The organism is Micrococcus terreus (assembly GCF_900116905.1).
GTDB lineage: Bacteria > Actinomycetota > Actinomycetes > Actinomycetales > Micrococcaceae > Citricoccus > Citricoccus terreus.
On the sequence record NZ_FPCG01000001.1, the window covers coordinates 79,639 to 104,040 of the forward strand.

Annotated in this window: 23 protein-coding genes and 2 tRNA genes; 14 read left to right on the forward strand and 11 right to left on the reverse strand. The window is 70.4% G+C overall.

The genetic code is table 11. The annotated features are described in order from the left end of the window. Positions 1-74 precede the first annotated feature (74 nt). Genes BM355_RS00370 through BM355_RS00385 form a run of 4 tightly spaced genes read left to right on the forward strand, consistent with a single transcriptional unit; the run spans position 75 to position 5,047 of the window. Positions 75-1,262 (forward strand): cystathionine gamma-synthase, encoded by a 1,188-nt coding sequence (locus BM355_RS00370; RefSeq protein WP_091692739.1) that lies wholly within the window; start codon positions 75-77, stop codon positions 1,260-1,262. Between the two features lie 23 nt (positions 1,263-1,285). After that, positions 1,286-2,542: an amidohydrolase gene (locus tag BM355_RS00375; protein WP_091692742.1), complete on the forward strand. Its 1,257-nt coding sequence runs from the start codon at positions 1,286-1,288 to the stop codon at positions 2,540-2,542. A gap of 59 nt (positions 2,543-2,601) precedes the next feature. Next, positions 2,602-3,741, forward strand: a complete 1,140-nt coding sequence (locus BM355_RS00380; protein ID WP_091692744.1) for a lipid II:glycine glycyltransferase FemX — start codon at positions 2,602-2,604, stop codon at positions 3,739-3,741. Between the two features lie 10 nt (positions 3,742-3,751). Continuing rightward, positions 3,752-5,047: a carboxylate--amine ligase gene (locus BM355_RS00385; RefSeq protein ID WP_091692747.1), complete on the forward strand. Its 1,296-nt coding sequence runs from the start codon at positions 3,752-3,754 to the stop codon at positions 5,045-5,047. Positions 5,048-5,082: 35 nt separating this feature from the next. Here BM355_RS00385 and BM355_RS00390 read toward each other — a convergent pair whose 3' ends face one another. Further along, positions 5,083-5,739 (reverse strand): hypothetical protein, encoded by a 657-nt coding sequence (locus BM355_RS00390; RefSeq protein ID WP_091692750.1) that lies wholly within the window; start codon positions 5,737-5,739, stop codon positions 5,083-5,085. Positions 5,740-6,121: 382 nt separating this feature from the next. Between BM355_RS00390 and BM355_RS00395 the strand changes: the two genes are divergently transcribed. The 8 genes from BM355_RS00395 (at position 6,122) to BM355_RS00430 (ending at position 14,061) form a co-directional block, all read left to right on the forward strand. Continuing rightward, a complete protein-coding gene (locus BM355_RS00395; RefSeq protein WP_245760495.1) occupies positions 6,122-8,533 on the forward strand; it encodes a DEAD/DEAH box helicase in 2,412 nt (803 codons plus the stop codon). Between the two features lie 76 nt (positions 8,534-8,609). Beyond that, positions 8,610-8,681: transfer RNA gene (locus BM355_RS00400), tRNA-Thr, on the forward strand. Between the two features lie 58 nt (positions 8,682-8,739). Further along, a tRNA-Met gene (locus BM355_RS00405) sits at positions 8,740-8,816 on the forward strand. Positions 8,817-8,910: 94 nt separating this feature from the next. After that, positions 8,911-9,147 carry a hypothetical protein gene (locus BM355_RS00410; RefSeq protein ID WP_091692752.1) on the forward strand — a complete coding sequence of 79 codons (237 nt, stop codon included), beginning with the start codon at positions 8,911-8,913 and terminating at the stop codon, positions 9,145-9,147. A 193-nt stretch (positions 9,148-9,340) separates the two neighbouring features. Then, positions 9,341-11,677: an esterase-like activity of phytase family protein gene (locus BM355_RS00415; protein ID WP_091692754.1), complete on the forward strand. Its 2,337-nt coding sequence runs from the start codon at positions 9,341-9,343 to the stop codon at positions 11,675-11,677. Between the two features lie 211 nt (positions 11,678-11,888). Further along, the gene (locus BM355_RS00420) at positions 11,889-12,338 is read left to right on the forward strand and encodes an FAS1-like dehydratase domain-containing protein (protein ID WP_091692757.1); all 450 of its coding nucleotides are present in this window, start codon (positions 11,889-11,891) and stop codon (positions 12,336-12,338) included. Then, entirely contained in the window at positions 12,338-12,832 is a 495-nt protein-coding gene (locus BM355_RS00425) for a MaoC/PaaZ C-terminal domain-containing protein (RefSeq protein ID WP_091692759.1), read from the forward strand. The genes BM355_RS00420 and BM355_RS00425 overlap by 1 nt, the downstream gene beginning before the upstream one ends. Further along, positions 12,829-14,061, forward strand: coding sequence for a UDP-N-acetylmuramate dehydrogenase (locus tag BM355_RS00430; protein WP_245760496.1), 1,233 nt, complete (start codon positions 12,829-12,831; stop codon positions 14,059-14,061). Before BM355_RS00425 ends, BM355_RS00430 begins: the two co-directional genes overlap by 4 nt. Positions 14,062-14,140: 79 nt before the next feature. Here the strand turns inward: BM355_RS00430 and asd are convergent, their stop codons facing one another. The 10 genes from asd to BM355_RS00480 form a co-directional block, all read right to left on the reverse strand. Then, positions 14,141-15,340, reverse strand: a complete 1,200-nt coding sequence (gene asd, locus BM355_RS00435; protein ID WP_091692762.1) for an aspartate-semialdehyde dehydrogenase — start codon at positions 15,338-15,340, stop codon at positions 14,141-14,143. Positions 15,341-15,623: 283 nt separating this feature from the next. Then, complete coding sequence (locus BM355_RS00440; protein ID WP_218154291.1) at positions 15,624-15,932, reverse strand: NF038396 family protein; 309 nt, start codon at positions 15,930-15,932, stop codon at positions 15,624-15,626. Next, positions 15,929-16,435 carry a dihydrofolate reductase gene (locus BM355_RS00445; protein ID WP_091692765.1) on the reverse strand — a complete coding sequence of 169 codons (507 nt, stop codon included), beginning with the start codon at positions 16,433-16,435 and terminating at the stop codon, positions 15,929-15,931. Before BM355_RS00445 ends, BM355_RS00440 begins: the two co-directional genes overlap by 4 nt. A gap of 88 nt (positions 16,436-16,523) precedes the next feature. Then, positions 16,524-17,327 (reverse strand): thymidylate synthase, encoded by an 804-nt coding sequence (locus BM355_RS00450; protein ID WP_091693769.1) that lies wholly within the window; start codon positions 17,325-17,327, stop codon positions 16,524-16,526. A gap of 10 nt (positions 17,328-17,337) precedes the next feature. Next, the gene (locus BM355_RS00455; RefSeq protein WP_091692768.1) at positions 17,338-17,784 is read right to left on the reverse strand and encodes a GntR family transcriptional regulator; all 447 of its coding nucleotides are present in this window, start codon (positions 17,782-17,784) and stop codon (positions 17,338-17,340) included. Further along, positions 17,781-19,616 carry a hypothetical protein gene (locus tag BM355_RS00460; protein WP_091692771.1) on the reverse strand — a complete coding sequence of 612 codons (1,836 nt, stop codon included), beginning with the start codon at positions 19,614-19,616 and terminating at the stop codon, positions 17,781-17,783. The genes BM355_RS00455 and BM355_RS00460 overlap by 4 nt, the downstream gene beginning before the upstream one ends. Before the next feature lie 112 nt (positions 19,617-19,728). Beyond that, positions 19,729-20,082, reverse strand: a complete 354-nt coding sequence (locus tag BM355_RS00465) for a GNAT family N-acetyltransferase (protein ID WP_091692773.1) — start codon at positions 20,080-20,082, stop codon at positions 19,729-19,731. A gap of 52 nt (positions 20,083-20,134) precedes the next feature. After that, on the reverse strand, positions 20,135-21,121 hold the full coding sequence (locus BM355_RS00470; RefSeq protein WP_091692775.1) for an NUDIX hydrolase: 987 nt from the start codon (positions 21,119-21,121) through the stop codon (positions 20,135-20,137). Positions 21,122-21,205: 84 nt separating this feature from the next. Beyond that, positions 21,206-22,243: a mycothiol synthase gene (gene mshD, locus BM355_RS00475; protein WP_091692778.1), complete on the reverse strand. Its 1,038-nt coding sequence runs from the start codon at positions 22,241-22,243 to the stop codon at positions 21,206-21,208. A 22-nt stretch (positions 22,244-22,265) separates the two neighbouring features. Beyond that, positions 22,266-22,982 (reverse strand): winged helix-turn-helix transcriptional regulator, encoded by a 717-nt coding sequence (locus BM355_RS00480; RefSeq protein WP_091692781.1) that lies wholly within the window; start codon positions 22,980-22,982, stop codon positions 22,266-22,268. A gap of 150 nt (positions 22,983-23,132) precedes the next feature. On the opposite strand from BM355_RS00480, the gene BM355_RS00485 reads away from it, so the two are divergent. Both BM355_RS00485 and BM355_RS00490 read left to right on the forward strand, forming a co-directional pair. Then, entirely contained in the window at positions 23,133-23,900 is a 768-nt protein-coding gene (locus tag BM355_RS00485; RefSeq protein WP_143109363.1) for a hypothetical protein, read from the forward strand. Positions 23,901-23,927: 27 nt separating this feature from the next. Next, positions 23,928-24,302, forward strand: coding sequence for a hypothetical protein (locus BM355_RS00490; RefSeq protein ID WP_091692787.1), 375 nt, complete (start codon positions 23,928-23,930; stop codon positions 24,300-24,302). Positions 24,303-24,402 lie beyond the last annotated feature (100 nt).

Here is a 24,402-nt window from a genome sequence, read left to right on the forward strand (position 1 = left end):
CCTGATCTGGTCCGCCGGACCGCACCGGCGCCAGAGACCATCCACGCACACCGGACCACCGGAAGGAATCCGAGATGACAGACCAGACCGAGCAGAACCAGCACCAGCACGGCTTCTCCACCCGCGCCATCCACGAGGGCCAGGAGTTCGACCCCATCACCGGTGCCGTGGTGCCGCCCATCCACTTCTCCACCACCTACGCGCCGGAGAAGATCGGGCAGCTGCGCCGCGGTTACGACTACGGCCGGGGCACCAACCCCACCCGGGACTCCCTGCAGACCCAGCTCGCCGCGCTCGAGGCCGGCCCGGGCCAGCAGGCCCACGCCTTCACCTTCGGCTCCGGACTGGCCGCGGAGAACGCCCTGATCCACGCGATCGCCACGCCGGGCAGCCACATCGTGATGGGCAACGACGTCTACGGGGGCACCTACCGGCTGATCGACCGCGTCCTGGGCCCCTGGGGGATCGGCCACACCGTGGTGGACATGGGGGACGTCTCCGCCGTGGAGCGGGCGCTCGCCGAGGCGCAGGCGACGATCCTCTGGCTGGAGACCCCCTCCAACCCGATGATGAAGGTCTCGGACATCTCCGCCCTGGCCGAGGTCGCCCATGCGGCCGGCGCCCTGCTGGTGGTGGACAACACCTTCGCCACCCCGTACCTGCAGCTGCCGCTGACCTTGGGCGCGGACATCGTGGTCCACTCCACCACCAAGTACATCGGGGGCCACTCGGATGTGGTGGGCGGGGCCGTCGTCGTGAAGGACGCCGAGCTGGCCGAGAAGGTGCAGTTCCAGCAGTTCGCCGCCGGCGCCGTCAACGGACCCATGGACGCGTACCTGACCACGCGCGGACTCAAGACCCTGGGCGTGCGCATGGACCGCCACACCTCCAACGCCCAGCAGATCGCCGAGTGGCTGGTGGACCGTCCGGGCGTGGAGCGCGTGCTCTACCCGGGACTGCCGGACCACCCCGGTCATGAGCTGGCCGCCCGCCAGATGAGCGGCTTCGGCGGCATGGTCTCGGTGCAGTTCACCGGGGGCGCAGCGGCCGCCCGCCAGGTCGCCGAGACCACTCGGCTGTTCATCCTCGCCGAGTCCCTGGGCGGGATCGAGTCGCTGATGAACTACCCGGCCGAGATGACCCACGCCTCCGTGGCCGGCACCGAGCTGGCCGTGCCGGACAACCTGGTGCGCCTGTCCGTGGGCATCGAGGACGTGCAGGACCTGATCGAGGACCTGGACCGGGCCATCAGCTCCCTCTGATCGGCAGCTTGTAGGGTCGAAGGATGACCGTTGAGACCTCCATCACCACCGACCAGACCGACGCCTCCCGCACGCTGACGGCGATCGTCAACGCGCACATCGTGCCCATCAGCGCCGAGCCCTTCGACGGGACCATCGTGCTCGAGGACGGGCGGATCGCCGCGCTGGGCACCGAGGTGGAGGTCCCGGAGGGCGCTACGGTGGTGGACGCCGAGGGCGGTTGGGTGCTGCCGGGCTTCGTGGACGCCCACGTGCACCTGGGCATGCACCCCGAGGGCGAGGACGGCGGGATGACCGACGTCAACGAGATGACGAACCCGGTCATGGCCGGGGTCCGGGCCCTGGATGCCGTGGACCCCATGGACCCCGGCTTCGACGACGCCCTGGCCGGCGGTGTGACCACCGTGAACGTCAACCCCGGCTCGGGCAACCCGATCGGTGGCCAGGCCGTGGCCATCCACACGCATGGCCGGATGATCGACGAGATGGTGCTGCGTGAGCCCTCCGGTGTGAAGTCCGCCCTGGGGGAGAACCCCAAGCGGGTCTACAAGGAGAAGAAGCAGACACCCTCCACGCGGCTGGGCACGGCGTTGGTGATCCGCGAGGCGTTCATGAAGGCCCAGCACTACCTGCGCCGCCAGGAGGCCGCCCAGACCGAGGGCGCCGAGCCGATCGCCATGGACCCACATCTGGAGGCCCTGGTGAAGGTCCTGCGGCGCGAAATCCCCTGGCGCCAGCACTGCCACCGCACCGACGACGTCGCCACCGCCCTGCGTCTGGCTGAGGAGTTCGGCTACGAGTTGGTCCTGGACCACGGCACCGAGGCCCACCCCCTGGCCGATGTGCTGGCCGAACGTGGCGTCCCGGTGCTGATCGGTCCGCTGTTCACCACCAAGTCCAAGGTGGAGCTGCGCGGCCGGGACCTGGCCAACCCGGGCCGACTGGCCGCCCAGGGCGTGGAGATCTCCATCATCACCGACCACCCGGTGATCCCCATCCAGATGCTGGTCACCCAGGCCACCATGTCCGTCAAGGAGGGCCTGGACCGCGAGACCGCCCTGCGCGCCATCACCGTGAACCCGGCGAAGGTGCTGGGACTGGACGAGCGGATCGGCACCCTGGAGGTCGGCAAGGACGCCGACGTGGTGCTCTGGACCGGCGACCCGCTGGACGTGATGCAGCGGGCGTCCCGGGTCTGGATCGGGGGCCGTCAGGTGATGGAGTACGACCCCCAGACACGGCGCTCCGTGGTGGTGGACCGGCGAGCCCGCCTGGACTGAACCGAGGGGCAGGAGCCCCAGGCCGCTCCGGAACGTCACAGAGCACTAGCATGAAGGCCATGCCCACACTGACCCTGCGCCCGATCTCTGTCCCAGAGCACCGAGAGTTCCTGGCCACCCGGCCCGAGACCAGCTTCCTCCAGCAGCCGGAGTGGGCCCAGGTCAAGCCGGACTGGACCGCCGAGTCCCTCGGCTGGTTCGCCGGAGACGAGCTGGTCGGCGCAGCCCTGGTCTTGCATCGCGCGGCCCCGGTGGTGAAGAAGTCGCTGGCCTACATCCCCATGGGCCCGGTGATCGACTGGACCGCCTACTCCGTGGACGAGGTGATGGCCCCCCTGGCTGAACACCTGAAGACGCGGGGATCCTTCGCCGTGCGGATCGGCCCGCCGGTGGACGTGACCGAGTGGGGCGCGGCCCCCGTGCGCAAGGCACTGGGCTCGGACGAGCTCTCCACTCTGGAGGAGCTGCCGCCGGTGACCACCCATCCGGCCGGAGAACAGCTGGTGGAGGAGCTCCGGGCCGCCGGACTGCGTCCGCTCTCCGCGGGGATGGACTTCCACGCCGGTCAGCCCGAGTACGTGGGGCGGGTGCCCCTGGTGGGCCAGGACGGTTCCCCCAAGACCATCGACCAGGTGCTCAAGACCTTCTCCAGCAACACCCGCCGAGAGACCCGGAACACCGAGAAGGCCGATCTCCAGGTGGTCGAGGGCGGGCTCGAGGACCTGCACCGTTTCCAGGAGCTCTACCGGCAGACCGCCGGGCGCCAGGAGTTCACCGGGCGACCGCTGAGCTACTTCCAGACCCTGTACCGCACCCTGAACGAGGCCCGCCCGGGTGCCTGCCGCCTGTACTTCGCCGAGCACCAGGGCACCGATCTGGCCACGGCCATCATGGTCCAGTACGGCAACCAGGCCTGGTACCTCTACGGTGCCTCCGGCAGCGAGCACCGGGAGCTGAACGGGCCCAAGGCGCTGCAGCTGCGCATGCTCACCGACGCCCTGGCCGCCGGCTGCGTGGCGCTGGACCATGGCGGTGTCACCCCCACCCTGTCCCTGGAGGGCGACCACCACGGGGGACTGACCCGCTTCAAGGCCTCCGTGGGGGCGAACATCGTCCGCACGGCGGGGGAATGGGAGCTGGCCTTGAACCGTCCGCTCGCCTGGGCGTTCAACCGCTACATGGCCTGGCGCGCCCGTTAGGATCCAGAGCATGCCCGCCACCGTCACACCTGCACAGCCCTTCGTCCCCGTCCTGCTCGGCGGGGACCTGGGGACCTACTCCCTGGCGCGGGAGTTCCACCAGGCCTACGGGGTCACCTCCGTGGTGGTGCTCGGCCAGCCCAACGGACTGGTCCAGGACTCCTCGTTCATCGAGCTGCGCCCCTACCCGGCCGGCGCCGCCACCGAGGAGGCGATGGTGGACCACCTGGTCTCTCTGGGCGAGGATCTCGGGGCCGGTGGTCGACCGCTGCTGCTGCTGGGCTCGCTGGACGGCCACGTCAATCGGATCACCCAGCACCGGGACCGGCTCGAGGCTCACTTCACGGTGCCCTACCCCGCTGCGCAGACCGTGCAGCAGGTGGCTCTGAAGGACCACTTCTACGCCCTCTGCGAGCGGCTGGACATCCCGCATCCGCGCACCCGCACGGTGGTGGCCACCCAGGACGCCCTGGACCTGTCCGGCCTGGAGTTCCCGCTGATCGTCAAGCCCACGGACTCCGCCGCCTGGACCCGGATCAGCTTCCCTGGCAAGCAGAAGGTCCACACCGTACAGGACCAGTGCGAGCTCGACTCGCTGCTGGAACGGCTCCGAGCCGTGGACTACAGCTCGCCGATGGCCGTCCAGGAGTTCATCCCCGGCGGAGACGACCACATGCGCCTGTGCACCTTCTGGGCCGAGCGCGTGGACGGGAAGACCCGCGTGGTCGCCGCCGGCTACGGCGAGGTGGTGCTGGAGGACCACTCGCCCCAGATGCTGGGCAACTCCGTGGCCATCATCTCGGCTGGAGACCACCCCGTGGTGGAGGCCGGCGCACGGCTGCTGCGGGAGATCGGCTGGGAGGGCTTCGCCATGATCGACGCCAAGCTGGACCCCCGGGACGGCACGGTCAAGCTCTTCGAGATGAACCCGCGGCTGGGCCGCAACCACTTCTATCTCACCGCCGCCGGGTTCAACCCGGTCCGGATGTACGTAGAGCGCTGGATGGGCCTCACAGAGCTCGCTCCGGAGCAGCCGCTGCTGGACCCCCGGTCCTTCACGGCCTCACCGGAGGGCACCCAGGTGCTCCAGCCGGAGGTCCTGTACAACACCATCCCGGCGCCGCTGCTGCTGCGCCACACCACCGGGCAGGTCCGCACGCGCGTACGCGGACTGCTCACGGCACGGCGCACCGCCAACCCGCTCTACACCCGGGCGGAGCGCAGCCCGAAGAGGTGGGCGTACATCGCGGCGTCCATGGCCAACTACTGGCGCAAGTTCAACGCCTTCCCGCCGCCGCGTGACTGACACGCGCCGGCAGCACCCAGCGGCCAGGCGGCGGTTCAGCGCAGCTGGCGGCGCACCGGCGGCAGCCAGAGCAGCGCGGCGCCGACCAGCAGCAGCGCGCCCACCACGATCAGCAGCGGGGCCGAGCGGATCATCAGCGGCACGGCCACGATCACGGCCACCCCGGTGAGCATCCCCACGGCACTGCGACGCCTCCGCAGCAGCTGCACGGTCCCTGCCGCAGAGCCCAGTGCCACCACGCCGGCGGCGATCGCCAGCACGAACTGACCCGGGCTGCCGCTCAACGGCCCCTCGGTGCCCGGGGTGTCGTCCACTCCCGGCACGGCGATCGGTCCGGAGCCGGCCTGGATCTGCAGCCCGGAGAGCACGAACACGGTGGCCAGGACCGTGAACAGCAGGGTCACCGCCACCCACCACCACCGCGCCGTGCGCAGCAGCGTGGAGGCGGGACCGTTCTGGGCGGCCTCCCGTTCGGCCTGCCGCCGGGCCAGCTCACGCTGACGCTCGGCCTCGCGCTCGGCCTCGGCGTCCCGCTCTGCCTGGCGCTTGAGTTCTGCGCGCCGTTCGGCGTCCTGACGCGAGGAGTCCAGGAAAGCGCGAGCGGCCTTGCCGGCGGCGCGGGCGTAGCGGTGGTCCCGGGAGTCCTGTGGATCGCCGGGGCCGGGGCGCGTGGGTCCATTCTGCTGGGGCACACGCTGAGCCTACTCGGGCGCCCCGGCCGCGTGCCGTCGTCGTGGTGTGACCGATCTCCCGCCGTCCGGCCTGCGCCGATGCCGTAGACTCGGGGGACAATCCGGTCATTCCCCTGTGCACGCCGAACGTCGGCGTCATGATGTGTGGCCCGCCACCGAGAGTCTCGGCAGGCGCGGGCGGCCGGTCCCCCACCCTCTCCCAGAATCGTCCCGACGACGGCGCGCACCCTGCGCTGTCCGGTGCGGCTGGGTGCCACGAGGGAGGCGGGACTGCCAGGTGAGATGGAGCGGGCGTGAAGTTGGACCGCGCCCCGGGGAGCACCGGAGCCACCGATGCACAGCGGTGCCCAACCGGCCGCTGGACCCCACCGAAGGACACCACGTGACTGATCACGAGACCCCTCAGACCACCACCGAGCAGACCGAGAACCCCGAGATCTCCCAGACCACCGCAGCCGGCGGGGAACAGCAGCCAGCCGTGATCGTCGACACGATCGACGACCGCCCCGAGCAGGCTGAGCAGCCGGAACATGCTCAGCAGTCAGAGCGCGCAGACCGCGCAGATCGCACCCAGACCCGCGCTGAGGACTCCGATCTCCCCGCCGGTGAGGACGAGGGCCGCCCCGGCTTCGCGGACATGAACCTGGATCCCCGCGTCCTGCGGGCCGTGACCGATCTGGGCTACGAGACCCCCTCACCCATCCAGGCAGAGACCATCCCGCTGCTGCTCAACGGGCGCGACGTCGTCGGGCTGGCCCAGACCGGCACCGGCAAGACCGCCGCCTTCGCGGTGCCGGCCCTGTCCCGCCTGGCCGAGAACGCGGACCTGGACGGCCCGGCCTCCCAGCCGCAGATCCTGGTGCTGGCCCCCACCCGCGAGCTGGCGCTGCAGGTGGCCGAGGCGTTCACCTCCTACGCCAAGCACCTGCCCAACGTCTCCGTGCTGCCGGTCTACGGCGGCGCCCCGTACGGGCCGCAGCTCTCCGGCCTGCGCCGCGGCGCCCAGGTGGTGGTCGGCACCCCTGGCCGCGTGATCGACCACCTGGAGAAGGGCTCCCTGGACCTCTCCGAGCTGCGCTACATGGTGCTGGACGAGGCCGATGAGATGCTGCGCATGGGCTTCGCCGAGGAGGTGGACCGCATCCTGGCCTCCACGCCGCGGGAGAAGCAGACCGCGCTGTTCTCGGCCACCATGCCCAACGCCATCCGCCGGATCTCCAAGAAGTACCTCAACGACCCGGTGGAGGTGACGGTGGCGGCCAAGTCCTCCACCGCCATGAACATCCGCCAGCGCTTCGTGCAGGTCACCCACCAGTGGAAGCTGGAGGCGATGACCCGCATCCTGGAGACCGAGGAGCACGACGGCGTGATCGCCTTCGTCCGCACCCGCAACTCCACCGAGGAGCTCACCACCAAGCTCAACGCCCGTGGCTTCCGTGCCGCGGCGATCTCCGGTGACATCGCGCAGAACCAGCGGGAGAAGACCGTGGAGAACCTGCGTGCTGGCCGGATCGACATCCTGGTCGCCACCGATGTGGCCGCCCGTGGCCTGGACGTGGAGCGGATCAGCCACGTCATCAACTACGACATCCCGCATGACACCGAGTCCTACGTGCACCGGATCGGCCGCACCGGCCGCGCCGGACGCTCCGGCGATGCCGTGCTGTTCATGACCCCGCGCGAGAAGTACCTGCTGCGGGCGATCGAGAAGGCCACGCGCCAGCAGGTCGAGCAGATGCACATGCCCTCGGTCTCTGACGTGAACTCCTCCCGCCTGCAGCGCTTCAGCGACCAGATCACCCAGACCCTGGCCGAGCAGGAGACCCAGGTCTTCCGCGACCTGGTGGAGTCCTACGTGGCCGAGCACGGCGTGGCCCCCGAGGACGTGGCCGCCGCACTGGCGCACATGGCCCAGGGCGGCCGTCCGCTGCTGGTGGAGGAGCCGGACCTGCCCCAGCCCAAGTTCGGCCGCTACGACCGTGAACGTGAGGACGGCGGCCGTGAGCGCGGCAACCGGGACGGACGCGGCTCCCGTGGTCCGAACCGCGAGCCCGCCGAGGGCAACGCCACCTACCGCATCGCCCTGGGCCGCCAGGACCGCGTGATGCCCGGCAACATCGTGGGTGCGCTGGCCAACGAGGCCGGCCTGCGCTCGAACCAGATCGGCGGGATCGACATCCGCTCCAACCACTCGCTGGTGGAGCTGCCGGAGAACCTCTCCCCGGATCAGTGGGCCGCCCTGCGGGAGACCACCATCAACGGCCGTCCCATCCAGCTGCAGAAGGACACCGGCCGTCCGGTGCGCGCCGAGCGCGGCGGACGTGGGAATTCTCACGACGACGGCCACTCCGGTGGGCGCGATCGCTCGCGGGAGGATCGCGGCGGTTTCCGCTCCGGTGGATTCCGCAAGGACGGCCCCCGTGGCGGTCGCGACGGCGGCGGCTACCGCGGACAGGGCGGACGCCCGGAGCGCAATGACCGGTTCAACCGTGACGAGCGCCCTGACCGCGGGGAGCGCACCGATCGGTTCAACCGTGATGATCGGTTCAACCGGGACGACCGTCCCGCCCGGTACTCACGTGATGACCGCGCGGATCGCGGCGGAGACGCCCGTGAGGGCCGTGAGGATCGTGGTCCGCGCGGCTACCAGGGTGAGGGCGATCGCCGCGGCGGATCCGGCTTCCGCTCCGGTGGATCCAAGGGCGGTTTCGGCGGCTCTCAGGGCGGCAAGGGAGCCCGTGCAGGCAAGCCCCGCTGGAAGTCCTCCGGCCCCGGTGGCCGCAAGAAGTACTGACCCTCAGGTCGGTGACTGACGTGGGCTCAGCCCGATTTCGCACTCACGGAAATCGCTGGTAGAGTTTCACGTCGTTGCCCCGATAGCTCAGTGGTAGAGCGCCATCTTGGTAAGATGGAGGTCCCGGGATCGATTCCCGGTCGGGGCTCTGGAATGAGAAGCCCGTCGTCGCAGAACATCTGCGGCGCGGGCGCACTCATTTCTATGGCGGCGTAGCTCAGCTGGTTAGAGCGCACGACTCATAATCGTGAGGTCGGGGGATCGAGTCCCCCCGCCGCTACCACCCCAGGCCCGGAGGCTCCCAGAGACTCCGGGCCTGTTCCATATCCACCGCCAGCTCCGACACATCAGCGTGGAGCGCCCACCAGGAGGCCGCCGTGTCCATCACCCCGTGGGACAACGGATCCCGTCTCTACCGCACCCTGCTGCTCAGCGGCATGGCCTCGATCTTCTTGGGGATCGTGCTCTCCATCCTCGCCACCGCTCTGAGTGCCCAGTGGCTGTACTGGCCCGCCCTGATCTGCATCGGCGCCGGACTGGCCACCCATGTCTCCGCGCAGGTGATCCGCTTCCGAGACGCCCGGGCACGCCAGGCGGGCCGCCCCCGGGACTGACCCGGCCGTCGTCGGGAATCCCTGCTGCGTTCACCGGCTGACACCCCCTGTTCACCTCCGGGTGGATCGCGCGTCACATCCGCGCCGTTCGCAGGCGATGGACTGTCCAGGCTCGCATCCATCCCCCTCGGGCAGCCTGGACCGTCGATGAGGACGGCCCTGTGCTGTGCCCGCGCATCCGCGGAGGTATCCCTTGAACCGCAGCCCTCGTTCCCACCGGCTCTCCCGTGCCGTCGGCCTCGGCCTGACCGCCGCCCTGGCAGGCTCCCTGGCCGTTCCCGCTGTGGCGGCTCCCAGCGCCCAGGCCCCCACCGTCTCCCTCTCCGGGTCCGGCACCCCGGCCGCTGAGTCCACCGGCCCGGCCTTCCACCGTCTGGCGACCCTGCCGGCCTACGCGAACACCGACCGTGGCATCGAGACCGTTGCCGAGATCTCCACGGTCACTCCGGATGGGAGGACCGTGGTCTACACCGACGCTGAGGCCGGTGGCATCGGGTTCGTGGACGTCACCGATCCGTCCGCACCGCAGGCGGACGGATTCCTGGAGACGCCAGGGTCCCCGACCAGCGTGTACGCCACCGAGAAGTACCTGATGGTCGTGGTGGACACCTCGGAGTCCTTCACCCAGCCCACCGGCAGGGTGGTGTTCGTGGACCTGCAGACCCGCCAGACCCTGCACGAGCTCGAGCTGGGCGGCCAGCCGGACTCGATCGACGTCACCCCGGACGGCAAGACCGCCTTCATCGCCCTGGAGAACCAGCGCGATGAAGACCTCGGGGACGGCGGACTGCCGCAGCAGCCAGCCGGCACGCTGGCGATGATCCGCCTCAACGGGGCCATCCCCTCCCTCAAGGTCCGTCACATCGACCTGACCGGGCTGGACGGACTGGACACCCCGCAGGACCCGGAGCCGGAGTACGTCAAGACCTCTCCGGACGGGACCAAGGTGGCCCTGACCCTGCAGGAGAACAACGGCGTGGTCATCCTCAACGCCCGCAACGGCAAGGTCCTGAACCACTTCTCCGCCGGTTCCGTGGAGCTGACCGGCGTGGACGTGGCTGAGGACGGGAACCTGTCCGTGGACGGGTCCATGGCGCTGGCCCCGCGGGAGCCGGACGCCATCGGCTGGATCGACGACGACCACGTGGCCACCGCCAACGAGGGGGACTGGAAGGGCGGCACGCGCGGATGGACCGTGTTCGAGGCCGCCACCGGAGAGGTGGTGTGGGACGCGGGGACCAGCTTCGAGGACCTGGGCCATCGGTACGGCCAGTACCCGGAGCACCGCGCCGAGAACAAGGGCACCGAGCCGGAGGGGCTGACCGTGGCCACCTACGGAGACACCCGCTACGCCTTCGTGGGCTCCGAGCGCGGCAACTTCGTGGGCGTCTACGACGTCACCGACCCGGCGAAGCCGCAGTTCGCACAGTTCCTGCCCTCCACGAACGGCCCCGAGGGGCTGCTGGCCATCCCCGAACGGGACCTGATGGTGATCTCCTCCGAGACCGACGACGCCGAGAACGGGGTGCGTGCCTCCATCCAGGTCTTCCAGCTCGGAGAGGGCGCCGCCGCAGTCCCCACGCTGAAGTCCGCAGACGCCGCCGGCGGCCGGGCCGATGCCCCCATCACCTGGTCGGCACTCGGAGCCCTCTCTGCTGTGCCCGGCCAGGACGACCTGCTCTACGCCGCCCCGGACTCCTTCCTCTCCCCGTCCCGGATCTACACGGTGGACACCGCCACCCATGCCGACGGCGGCCCGGCCACCATCACCTCCGAGCTCACTCTGACCCAGGACGGGTCACCGGTGGGCTATGACATCGAGGGCTTGTGGGCCGACCAGGACGGCTCGTTCTGGCTGGCGGTGGAGGGCGCGAAGTCCGCGGATCCCGCCGTGGGGTCCGAGGGCAACCGCCTGGTGCACGTGGACGCCTCCGGTGCGGTCCTGTCCGAGGTGGAGATGCCCGCCGAGGTGGCCTCCGGTCTGGCCGGCCAGGGCTTCGAGGGCGTGACCGGTGTGGGCAGCGGCCAGGACGCCGTGCTCTACACCGCCGTCCAGCGTGCCTCCTCGCATGATCCGAAGAACGTGGCGCGGATCGGGAAGTACACCGTGGCCACCGGTGAGTGGGAGTGGTTCGGCTACGCGCTGGAGACCACGCAGACGGAGGGCGACTGGATCGGTCTGAGCGAGATCACCGCCGTGGACGAGGACACCTTCGCGGTGATCGAGCGGGACAAGCTCAACGGCCCGGATGCCGAGCTGAAGGCCGTGTACTCCTTCACCGTCCCCGCACAGGGGGCGGCCACCGGGGAGGAGCTGCCGATCCTGGAGAAGTCCCTCGCGGTGGACGTGCTGCCGCCCCTGGAGGGCCTCAACGGCTGGACTCAGGAGAAGCTCGAGGGCCTGACCATCGCCGGCAACGGCAGCGTCTACGCGGTGACCGACAACGACGGCGCCGAGGACGCAACGGGCGAAACCGTGTTCCTGGACTTGGGCGATGCCGCCGAGGTCTTCGCCCCGCAGGCCGACTGACACCCCCGGAGTCACCCGATCCATCCAGAGGTCAGTTCTCCGCCTGATGCGCCCTCCAGCGGGGCTATGAGGTGGAGAACTGACCTCTCGTTGTCAGGAGGAGGGGAGGAGGGACTGAGCTCTGCAGGACGAACCGGGGCCGGACGCGCTCTGCCGGTAGGCTGAACCGAGGTCATCAGCCCGCCACCCCAGCCACTTCAGGAGGTACCCGGTGAGTGTGAACCCGGACGTCCAGGGACGCAGCTACCCGCCCAGCCCGCCCTACCAGGTCAGCCGGGAGAAGATCCGGGAGTTCGCCGCCGCCGTGCAGGCCACACACCCGGCCCACACCGATCTCGCCGCCGCGCAGGCCCTGGGCCACCCCGATCTCGTGGCACCTCCCACCTTCGCCGTGGTCATCGCCCAAGGTGCCGAGGCCGTCGTCGTGAAGGACCCTGAGGCCAACATCGACTTCACCCGCGTGGTCCACGCGGACGAGCGCTTCACCCACCACCGGCCGATCGTGGCCGGGGACGAGCTGGCCGCCACCGTCACCGTGGAGTCGGTCAAGTCCCTGGGTGGGCACTCGATGATCACCACGCGCGCGGACATCGCCACCACGGCGGGGGAGCCGGTCAGCACCGTGCGCTCCACCCTGCTGGTCCGCGGAGAGGAGTCCTGATGAGCACGCACACCACCCCGGACATCGCCGCCCTGAGCAAGGGCGAGAGCATCGGCACCCGCACCGTGGAGTTCACGCGCGGCGGCCTGGTCCGCTACGCCGGCGCCTCCGGTGACTTCAACCCCATCCACTGGTCGCCGTCCATGGCACAGTCCGTGGGACTGCCCGGGGTGATCGCCCACGGCATGCTCACCATGGGGACCGCCGTGCAGCTGGTCACGGACTGGTGTGGTGATCCGGGCGCGGTGATCGACTATCAGACGCGCTTCACCGCCATGGTCCCCGTGGCCGACACCACCGCCGACGGCCCGGACGTCCCCGGCGCACGCCTGGAGGTGACCGGGAAGATCGGCGCACTCAACCTCGAGGACGGCACCGTCCGCGTGGACCTCACCGTCACCGACCCCGCCCAGGGCGGCGCGAAGATCCTGACCAAGGCCCAGGCCGTGGTCCGGCTGGCGCCTGGCACTGGCACTGGCGGAGACGCCCAGTGAGCCCCACCCCGCAGGACCGTCCCGACGGCGGCGCTCAGGTCACGCTGGCAGCGCACACCACCAGCCGGGTGGGGGGACCGGCCCGGAGGTGGGTGCGTGCCCAGAGCGAGCAGGCGGCGATCGAGGCCATCCGGGCCGCTGACGAGGCTGGCGAGCCGCTGCTCGTGCTGGGCGGCGGCTCGAACCTGCTGGTGGCTGACTCCGGCTTCCCCGGAACCGTGGTGCAGCTGGCCTGGTCCGGCGTGGAGCGGCTGGAGGACGCTGTGCCTGCAGGACCCCACGACCAGGGACACAGCACTGTCCTGGTCCGCATGGCCGCCGGACAGCACTGGGACGAGGCGGTGGCCCGGACCGTGGAGCACGGACTGTCCGGACTCGAGGCGCTCTCCGGGATCCCGGGCTGCGCCGGAGCCACCCCCGTGCAGAACGTGGGCGCTTACGGGGCGGACGTCTCCCAGACCCTGGTCTCGGTGCGCGCCTGGGACCGCCAGGCCGGGCAGGTCGTGGAGCTGAGCAACGCCGAGCTGGAGTTCGGCTACCGGGACTCGATCATCAAGCGATCCCTGCTGACCGAACTGGATCGGCTGGCCGCCGGAGAGCCCGGTGCCGGGGCGAGCCCGCGCTGGGTGGTGCTCTCCGTGGACTTCGCCCTGGGGGCACACCCGGTGGGCGAGGACGCCGAGGCGGGGGCCGCCGTCGCGCCCGTCCGATACGCCCAGCTGGCAGGTGCCCTGGGCGTGGAGGAGGGCACCCACGCCCCCCTGGACACCGTGCGTGAGCACGTGCTGGAGTTGCGTGCGGGCAAGGGGATGGTCCTGGACCCGGCCGATCAGGACACCTGGTCCACGGGTTCGTTCTTCACCAACCCGGTGGTGCCGGCCAGCCTGCGCGCCCGACTGCCCGAGGGTGCTCCCGCGTTCGGTGCCGGCGAGGACGCTGAAGGCGAGCCGCTGGTGAAGCTCTCGGCGGCCTGGCTGATCGACCATGCCGGCTACGCCAAGGGGTTCGGCCTGCCGCAGGGCCCGGAGAACGGCCGCGGTGCGGACGGTGCCGGGATCGCGGGGGGACGGGCGAGCCTGTCCACCAAGCACACTCTGGCACTGACGAACCGGGGCAGTGCGCGCACCGAGGACCTGCTGGCGGTGGCCCGCGTGGTGCGGGACGGCGTGGAGCAGGCCTGGGGGATCACCCTGCACCCCGAACCGGTCCTGGTGGGCTGCTCCCTCTGACCGTTCCTCACCCCGAGACCGGAAACGCACCGCCCTGAGGGACGGTGCGTTTCCGGTTCGAGGGTGCGGAATCTGCGGGTCAGAGGTTGCCGGTGGCGATCATCAGCATGCGGCGCACCGGCTCGGCGGCACCCCACAGCAGCTGGTCGCCCACAGTGAACGCGGAGAGGTACTCCGGGCCCATCTCCAGCTTGCGCAGCCGGCCCACGGGGATGGTCATGGACCCGGTGACGGCGATCGGGGTGAGGTCCCGCATGGAGTCCTCCTTGGTGTTGGGCACCACGGAGACCCATTCGTTGTCCGCCGCGATGATCTGCTCGATCTCCTCCAGCGGCACGTCCTGGGTCAGCTTCAGGGTCAGTGCCTGGGAGTGGCTGCGCAGGGTGCCGATGCGCACGCACAGCGAGTCGAACGGGATCCGCTGCTGCGTGCGCAGGATCTTGTTGGTCTCGGCCCCGGCCTTCCACTCCTCCTTGGACATGCCGTTCTCCAGATCCTTGTCGATCCACGGGATCAGGGACCCGGCCAGGGGCACGCCGAACTGGGTGGCGTCCAGGGAGCCGTCGCGCTGGGCCTGCAGGATCTTGCGGTCGATCTCCAGGATGGCCGAGCCGGGATCGGCCAGTTCAGTGCCCACGGAGCCGGCCAGCACGCCGAACTGGTTGAGCAGCTCACGCATATGGCGGGCGCCGCCGCCGGAGGCCGCCTGGTAGGTCATGGCGGTTCCCCACTCCACCAGTCCGGCCTTGAACAGTCCGCCCAGGCCCATCAGCATGCAGGACACCGTGCAGTTGCCGCCCACGAACTCCTTGACCCCGGCGGCCAGGCCGGCGTCGATCACGTTCCGGTTCACCGGGTCCAGCACGATGATCGAGGAGTCCTCCATGCGCAGGGTGGAGGCGGCATCGATCCAGATCCCGTCCCAGCCGGCGGCCCGCAGCTTCGGGTACACCTCGGAGGTGTAGTCCCCGCCCTGGGTGGTCACGATCACCGGCAGCTGGGCCAGGGTCTCGATGTCGTAGGCGTCCTGCAGTGTGCCCGGCTCGGCGTCCATGCCGGCGTACACGGGAGCGTCCCCACCGGCGTTGGAGGTGGAGAAGAACACGGGGTTGACCTTGGCGAAGTCGCCCTCCTCGGTCATCCGCTGCATCAGCACGGACCCGACCATGCCGCGCCAGCCGATCAGCCCCACGGTGGGGACGGCGGCGGTGTCGGCGAAGCCTGCGGCCTGAGGGGCGTCGGAGGGCACGGCAGGGGCGGTCTGATCCACGGAAGTCATGCGGGCCAGTCTAGTTCTCCGGCCTGTCCGCAGTCTGGGCCGGGCGTCACACTCCGGTCAGTTCCTTACCGACGTGGTGCTGCGCCGCCGGTGCCCCGTGGCAGGAGAGCGTCAGGGGACTGAGTTGCACACATCGGCGACCTGACGTTCTGAGTTGCACAGTTCGCTGGTTTCCGGCCGGAATCCGGACAAGGTGCGCAACTCATCAGCGCCTCACGTCAAGGGATGCAACCGATCCGAGCGAGCCGACGAACACCGCATCAGGGAACGGCCGTCACTGCCCTCACCGGCGCGGAGCTGCCCCGCCATCGCTCGCGCCCGGGGCAGTCCCGCCCAGCAGCTTCCTGCGCTGGGCGTAGGCCCACAGCCCCAGCACCACGAACACCTGGGTGAGCACCACCAGGAACACGACGCCGGCCACCACCTTGTCCTGCAGCACCAGCACCAGCCCCATCACCGCGGTCACCAGTCCCAGCACGGGGGCGAGGATGAACGCGATGAAGGTCAGGGTCTGGCGGTTCAGGAACCCGCCGGTGTCCTCGGCGCCGGGGCCAGGCTGTGCGGAGGGTCCGGGGATGTTCGGGGTGCTCATGGGCGTTCCCACCTCTCGAATCGGTAGCGGACTCCGGTGCGGGACTCGTGCCAGCCGGTGTCCGGTTCCACGGCGGTTCGCTGCCAGGAGCCGTCCAGCACGGGGGCGAAGGTGTCTCCCTCCGCGTCCACGTCCAGCACGGTGACCTCGGCCAGGGTGGCCACGTCCAGGGCCTGGTCGAACAGGGTGGACCCGCCGATCACCCAGATCAGGTCCAGTCCGTCGGACTCCAGGGCGGCGTCCAGTCCCTCGCGGAACCCGGGGACCACGGCGGCCCCGGCCTCACGCATCTGCTCGGCGGAGGTCTGCCGGCGCGAGACCACGATGTTCGTCCGCCCGGGCAGAGGGCGGTACTGGGCCGGGAGGGACTCCCAGGTCTTGCGCCCCATCACCACCGGGTGGCCGAGGGTGAGCTCCTTGAAGTGGGCGAGGTCCTCAGGAACGTTCCAGGGCATGCCGCCGTCCAGGCCGATCACCCCGTCCTGGGTCTGAGTCCAGATCATGCCGATCCGTGGCGTGGACGCCGACCGGCCGTCGTCGTGCTGGCCTGCCGAGGCAGGTCGCGAGGTGGAGGTGCGGGGGCGGGGACTGTCAGACGGCAATGGGGGCCTTGATCGTCGGGTGGTGCTGGTAGTCGACCAGCTCGAAGTCCTCCAGCTCGTAGCTGAAGATGTCCTGCGGGGTGCGGCGCAGCACCAGCTGCGGGTACGGGTGCGGCTCACGGCTGAGCTGCTCGCGCACCTGGTCTTCGTGGTTGGAGTAGATGTGGCAGTCCCCGCCGGTCCAGACGAACTCGCCCGGCTCCAGCCCGGTCTGCTGGGCCACCATCAGGGTCAGCAGCGCGTAGGAGGCGATGTTGAACGGCACCCCCAGGAACAGGTCCGCCGAGCGCTGGTAGAGCTGGCAGGAGAGCTTCCCATCCGCCACGTAGAACTGGAACATGGCGTGGCACGGGGGCAGGGCCATCTGGTCCACCTCGGCCGGGTTCCAGGCGGTCACGATGTGCCGGCGCGAGTCCGGGCTGGTCTTCAGCGACTCCACCACGCGCGCGATCTGATCGATCTGTCCGCCGTCCGGAGTGGGCCAGGAACGCCACTGCACGCCGTACACCGGCCCCAGCTCGCCGTCCTCGTCCGCCCATTCATCCCAGATCTTCACCCCGCGCTCCTGCAGCCAGCGCACATTGGAGTCTCCACGCAGGAACCACAGCAGCTCCAGCGCCACGGACTTGAAGTGCACGCGCTTGGTGGTGATCAGCGGGAACGACTCGCTCAGGTCGTACCGCAGCTGGCGGCCGAACACGCTGCGCGTCCCGGTGCCGGTGCGGTCACCCTTCTGGGCGCCCTCGGCCATCACCTCGGCCAGGAGGTCTTCATACGGGGTGGGGATGGTCACGGCGTCCATCCTACCGGCGTGGAGCGTCTCCGGTTCCGGGTCCGGCCGGTGCGGGGGGACCTTCAAGGAGTTCCCGACGACGGCCCAGCAGTCCCAGCAGATCCTCCCATCCGAGCCCTGCGGCGCGGGCGCGGGTGAGCAGCTGGTCGGCGGCCTCGTCCACCTCGGTGGGGGTGGGCGTGGGCGGGGCGCCGGAGACGGTGGTGCCGTGGCGGCGGCGGGACTCCACGAACCCGGCGGACTCCAGTTCCCGGTAGGCCCGGGCCACGGTCCCCACCGCGATGCCCAGGTCCGCAGCCAGGGCCCGCACAGTGGGCAGCCGGCTGCCAGGGGCCAGGGCGCCCGTGGCGATCAGCTCGGTGACCTGGGAGCGGATCTGCTCGAACGGCGGGACCGCCGAGCCCAGGTCCACGGACAGGTCCGGGGGAGGGGAGGTCCCTGGTGAGACCGAGCTCATGGCCGCAGGTCCTGGCCGACCGGTTCGACCGCCGGCTCGGTGTCCGGTTCGATGCTCCAGGGCGGCGTGGGGCCGGGCCAGAAGGCGCTCAGAGCCGCCGCCAGGATCAGGGCGGAGGAGATGACGAGCGCTGTGCCCTCGGCGGGTTCGGAGGTCACCAACGAGTCGTAGGGAACCACTCCGCGGGCGAAGAGCGCATCCCAGATCGGGGCCGCCCCGTGGATGGCGGCTGCCGTGACAGCGAAGACACCGCCCGTTCCGATGCCCAGGAGACGGTCGGCGCCAGCGGTGCGCAGGTGCTGATCCCAGGCGGAGCTGGCGCGGCCCAGAGCCGGCCTCCGCAGTGCGATCCGGGTCGCCAGGACGGTGAGTGCTGTCATCACCGCTGCCACCAGGACCAGTGAGAGGGCCAGTCCCGGTTGAGCCAGGGGGCCGACCAGACTGAGGATGGCCAGGAGGACGGCCATGCCGCAGGAGACTCCCAGGACGATCCACCGCCAGCGAGGCGCCGTGCCGGTGACCACGGGGTGCTCGGCCGAGGCGCGTGGTGTGTGGCCCCGGCGGATGCCGAACTCCATCACCAGCATCAGCAACACCGCCACCGCAAAGGGGGCGACTGTCCCGGCCATCTGCATCCAGCGATCGCCGTCGGACAGCCCCTGGAAGGTCCTGCCGAGGGGCAGCAGGGCTGCAAGCGCGACCGCTCCTCCGATCAGCACCGCCAGCCGCCGCCCGTCGCTGCGCAGACGCCGAACCGCCTCCGGTGTGCCGGGCAGCGCCCTGGACGAATGCCGATCAGTGCCCGAGCCCAGTTCGCTCACCGCCGGTGACCGCCAGAGGAGCATCAGCAGCATCAGCACGAGGCCGATGCCCGGGGCTGCGGTGTCGATCCACCGGGCAGGATCCGGGACGGAGGCCATCCACGCCTCGGAGTACAGGTCGACCCCGTCGTCGAGCCAGTTCGACGGGTGGGGGCGGGCCTGGCGCAGGGCCTGCTCCTGCACTCCGCGCGCCCAGGCCTGGGCCGAGTGCACCAGGAACCCGATGCCGACCAGGGCTGCCGTCCGCAGGGCGCGGTTGGTGGCGATGCGCCGGGTGGCGTCGTCATCGGCCGTGCTCAGACCGGACAGTGGCGGCCGGCGGGCGATCACCAGGATGGTCAGCACGGTGGCCAGCACCAGCACCAGCAGCCCGATCATCAGCCAGGGGGCAAACTCGGCGCCCGGGCGGAAGCCGGTCTGCGTCCAGTCATTGTAGGAGTAGCCGTACTCCAGGGACCCGTCCACCTGCTGGAGGTGGATCGCCGGGGTTCCCGGTGTGGTCCAGGCCAGGGCCACGGCGGCCCCGGCGGCCAGCACGATGGCCCCTGCCACCCAGGTCAAGGTGCGGGGCAGGAAGTGTCCCGCCTCTCGGGGGGCCAGCCGGGCCGTGCGCACCTGGCCGGCAGGGCGGGGCCAGGTGTACTGGGCCACCCAGTAGATCAGCAGCAGCCAGACTGCCGGTCCGATCACCGTCCAGAGCGCATCCGTGGGACTGAGGGACAGCGCCGGCAGTTCGGTCACTGCACTCTCGGGCATCTCGTCGGGGTTGACGCCGATCCCGCTCGAGGCGGCCTGGTCCTGTCCCCGTTCGTACAGGGTGGCCAGTCCGGCGGTTCCTGTGGCGAACAGGGCAATCAGGGCGGTGACCATCCCGTGCATCCGAGCAGAGGCCACGGGTGATCCGCCGCCCGGTGTCCAGGCGCTGAACCGCAGGATCACGTAGATCAGGGCCACTCCGAGCGCGAGTCCGATGCCGGTGGCGGCGATGCTGGTGACCACCCAGAGATCCATAGTCGGCCCCTCCCTCACGGGACACCGATGGCATCCCTGGTGTGGATCAATGTATCAACTCATTGACACAACGGGAAGGGGTCCGTCTGCGAGGACGGAGATCGGCTGCTCCTCAGAGCTCGTGCACCATCTCCTGGTACTCCGGATAGCGCTGCAGATAGTCCTCCACATAGGAGCACTCCGGCGAGATCGAGTCTCCCTCGGCCTTCAGCCGGTCCAGCACCATGGTGACCAGTGCGCGGGCATAGCCGCGGCGGCCGAACTTCTCGTCGATGATCGTGTGCTGCAGCCGGACCACACTCTCCCGCAGGCCGTCGGCACCGGTGGTCTCATCCACGGTGTAGCCCAGGAAGCCGATGTACTGGTCGTCCTGCCACAGCTCGTAGCGTCCACGGTCGGGGTCGCGCAGCACGCGCAGTCCGTCGTGGACGATCTTCGGGGTGTCGGAGGCCTGGGAAGCAGTCATGCATAGACCCTAGTGGGGCGGACAGCCGGTGTCAGCAGTGCGCCAGCAGAAGTCAGTCGTCCCAGACGTCGTAGTGCTCCAGCGAGACGATCTTCCCGCCTCGGTCCAGCGCCTGGTGGGCCACGATCACCGCGCCGGGCTTCAGGTAGGGATCCTTGGTGGGCAGGGCCGCCAGGATCGCCTCGGTGTCCCGCCCGGCCACCGTCTCGGTCAGCTCCTCCAGGACCAGGGGCAGCACCGGACGGTGGGTGCACAGCAGGGTGGAGCGGTGCCGGTCCAGCAGGGCACGGGTCTCGCGGCGCGTCTTCTTGGGTTTGGCCTTGGCGGACTTCTCGGTGAAGGCGGCGATCGTCTTCAGGCTCTTGCGGGCGTGCTGCACATAGGGAGTGACCGTCTCCACGCACCGCAGCCACGGGGAGGAGATCGGCTTCTCCGGCGACCACACGCGCAGCAGCTTCTCCACCGCCAGCGCCTGACGGCGACCGGTGGCCGCCAGGGGGCGTTCCCCCTCGGCGCGGGACCAGGACGAGCGGGGCTTGGCCTTGGCATGACGCAGCACCAGGAACGGCGCGGTGCGCAGGATCCGGCGCTCGTACGCGGTGACCAGTGCTTCGAGGGGCTCCCGGTCGGTGGGGTTGGTCAACCGCTGGCGGGCCTCCTCCGGGGTGACCCAGGCCGTGCGGTCCACCTCTCCGCCGTCCGGGGTGGGCTCCCGGCGGCCGGCCTCAGCCGCCCAGTACCAGACCTCCTTCGAGGTCCCGCTGTTCAAGGTGTAGTGGATGGAGGGCAGTGGCAGTCCCAGGGTGACCGGCAGTCCGATCTCCTCCAGGGTCTCGCGCACGGCGCACTCGGGCAGGGTCTCTCCCTCATCCAGTTTCCCCTTGGGCCAGGACCAGTCGTCATACCGGGGGCGGTGGATGATCAGCAGCTCCAGTCCGCGACCGTTCTCCCGCCAGGGCAGCACGCCGGCCGCCAGCACGGCGGAGTCGGGGTGGGTGTCATGCAGTCCGGCGGCGGATCGTGCGGCGGTGTAGGGCATGGAGACCATTTCTGTACGGCGGATGATCTGGTGGCGGGAACCCTGCACCCGGGCAGGCGAGCGTGCAGGCAGAACTCTAGTGGTTCAACCCCGCACGTACATCACATCGGTGTCCCAGCGAGTGAAGCCCAGTGCCCGGTAGAGGCTGACGGCAGGGGTGTTGTCCGCGTCCACGTAGAGCATCACCGCGTCGACCCCCTGCCGCTGCAGGTGTCGGATGCCGGCCACGGTGAGCAGTCGGCCCAGTCCGCGGCCCTGCGCCTCCGGGACGACCCCCACCACATACACCTCGCCCAGGGGAGCGTGCCCGTCCTGGGCCGGGTGGATCTTCGTCCAGTGGAAACCCAGCACGGTGGGTTCGGGCCCCGTGGTGTCCTCGGCGATCAGGAAGCCGTCGGCGTCGAACCACGGCTCGGCCTGGCGCGCTCGCAGATCCTCCACGGTCATCGAGCCCTGTTCGGGGTGATCGGCGAAGGCAGCGGCGTTGGCCGTGACCCAGGCGGCATCGTCCACGCCGGGCTGGAAGGGACGGATGCGCACGCCCTCGGGAACGGTCTCATCCCACACGCGCGGGGTTTCCTCGGAGCCCGAAGACTCTGCGGACGTGTCGGTGCGGTGAGTCAGGCGCAGGCGGTACAGCTCGCGTCCGGCCTCAGCGCCGAAGCGCTCGGCCAGCCGGGCGGCGGCGGCGTGGTTGCCGTGGGCCCAGGCCTGGAGCCGTCCGGTCCCGGCATGGTCCAGGGCGGCCTGCGCCAGCGCGGTGCCCACGCCACGGCCTCGGCAGTTCGGATGGACCACCAGTTCCATGGTCGCCGCACCGTCCGCGTCTCCCGCAGCGGGAGAGACCACGACGACGGCCCCGGCCAGTTCTCCGTCCCGTCCGGCCTGGTGATCCAGCCAGGCCAGCACGGTGCGCACCCGGTCCGGGTCATCGGTGGTGCGCAGCTCCACCCAGGTCTGATCGGAGAGCGGAGGATTGCCGTCTGAGCGCTCGGCGGCGTCCACCAGGGCGGTGACATCGCGCAGGAGTCGCTGCTCCAGTCGTCCGGCCCGGGTGTCCAGGTTCGGTGCGTCCGCAGAGTCGCGGCGGGGGGAACGGTCTGCAGTGGCGGGGCTGTCCATGGACCAACCCTACCGGCCGGGATCAGGAGGCGGCAGGGGCGGCGGGGTCGGGGGTGTCCTGGTGGTCACGCGGCACGAACCGGTACCCCACATTGCGCACGGTGCCGATCAGCTGCTCACGGTCTGGGCCGAGCTTGGCCCGCAGCCGCCGCACGTGCACATCCACCGTCCGGGTGCCGCCGAAGTAGTCGTAGCCCCAGACCTCGTGCAGCAGCTGCTCACGCGTGAACACCCGTCCGGGATGCTGCGTGAGGTGCTTGAGCAGCTCGAACTCCTTGTACGTCAGGTTCATCGGCTCACCATGGACCTTGGCGGTGTAGCTGGCCTCGTCGATCACCACACCGGAGGAGCGGATCGGCGCGGGGGCAGCGGAGGACTCCTTCTGCTCCGTGGACCGGGCCAGGGTCAGGCGCAGGCGTGCCGCCAGCTCGGCCGGCCCGGCAGTGTCCAGGATCAGATCGTCCATGCCCCAGGACGAGGACAGGGCTGCCAGCCCGCCCTCGGTGAACACGGCCAGGATCGGCATCTGCGCATCGGCGGCGCGCAGGGCCCGGCACAGCGAACGCGCTGCCGCGAGATCGCGGCGTGCATCGACGATGACCAGATCGGTGTCCTGATGGCGCAGCAGCGAGCTCGGAGTGGGCGGTGCCACCTGCACCCGGTGCTCCAGGAACTCCAGGGACGCCACGACGGCCGACGGGGCGCCGGGCTGGGCGGTGAGCAGCAGCAGCCGGGCCATGTGATCCTCCGGGTCGACGACGGTCTACGGTGGTCGAGCGTCCACCAGGGCATGCGGCTCTCCCCATGGACGTGTCGAGTATAGAGAGTGGACCACGCCCGGCGGCGCCGATGGCGAGGCCGTGACGCGCCCGGTGGCAGACTGGTCGGCGTGAGACATCCCCTGACTGCCCTCGTGGCCTGTGCCGCTGCCGTGGTGCTCGGGGCCTGCAGTGCTGTGGGCACGGTGGCCACTGCGGCCGGCGTGAGCCTGGTGATCCTGATCGCCGCGCTGGGCTGGCCTCAGCTGCTGGGCGCCCCGGCGCGCACGTCCCTGACGATCGTGTTGGCGGCCACCGGCCTGCTGGCCACCTGGGCCGTGGTCATCTGGCCTCTGGAGGACGGCGGGCGTCCGGTCCTGCTCGAGCCGATCGCCGTCTGCATCGCGCTGGGGGCGATGGCCGCCTTCATGGTCCAGTTGATCCGCGGTCACGGTCGGCCCCAGCGCCTGGAGTCCACGGCGGGGACCATCACCGGAGTGGCGGGGATCGCCTCGGCGGCCGGATGGACCGCCCTGGCCCGCTGGCAGGAGCTGACCGACGGTGCCGCCGGCGCCCTCCAGCTCTCCTTGGCAGCGTCACTGGGTCTGGCCGCACTCTGCGCCCTGCTGCCCGGCGCCCGTCTGCTCGGTCGAGTCCTGGGGCTGCTGCTGGCCGCCGCTGCGCCGTTCGTCCTGGTCCAGCTCCTCCCCGACTTTCCGCTGTGGTCTGCCGTCGTCGGCGGCACCCTGGCCGGCCTGGTGACCGTGCTGACCGGCTCCCTCGTCTCCAGCGAGACCCGCCGGCCGGCCGGACTGCGCGCCTCGCTGGCCCTGGGAGTGGCGCCGGTGGCCCTGACGGGACTGCTCGCGTACGTTGTCCTGAGGATCATGACGGTCTGACCGTCACCGAACGAACGGAGACCTCCGATGAGTGATCAGCCAGTCCAGCCCGGCCAGCAGATGGCCGATGACGTCTTCAACGCCGAGCTCGAAGAGGGCGGGGAATCGGCCCTGGAGCGGGCCGGCCGCTTCGCCACCGGTGTCCTGACCTCCGCGCTGGGAGGCTCCGGGGCTGCTGTGGTCGGCGCCGCCGTGGTGGTGCGCCGTCGCGCGGACGAGGAGGAGGTGCTGCGGATCGATGTGCCGGACGCCGAGTCCGGGGACCAGATCCTGCAGGCCATGCGCGAGGATCTGCGCACCTACCCGGCCGAGGAGTTCGTCACCGCCTGGGTGGAGCGGGACAGCACCCGTCATGGACGTCACTCAGCGGGCGGCGCCGATCACGGCACCCGGCTGGAGTAGGATCGAGACATGTCGATTCTTGCGCTTGAGATCTTCTTCATCGCCCTGCTCGTGCTCGCCGGACTGGCCATGGCCGGGTTCGCCGCGCTCGTGATCTCCG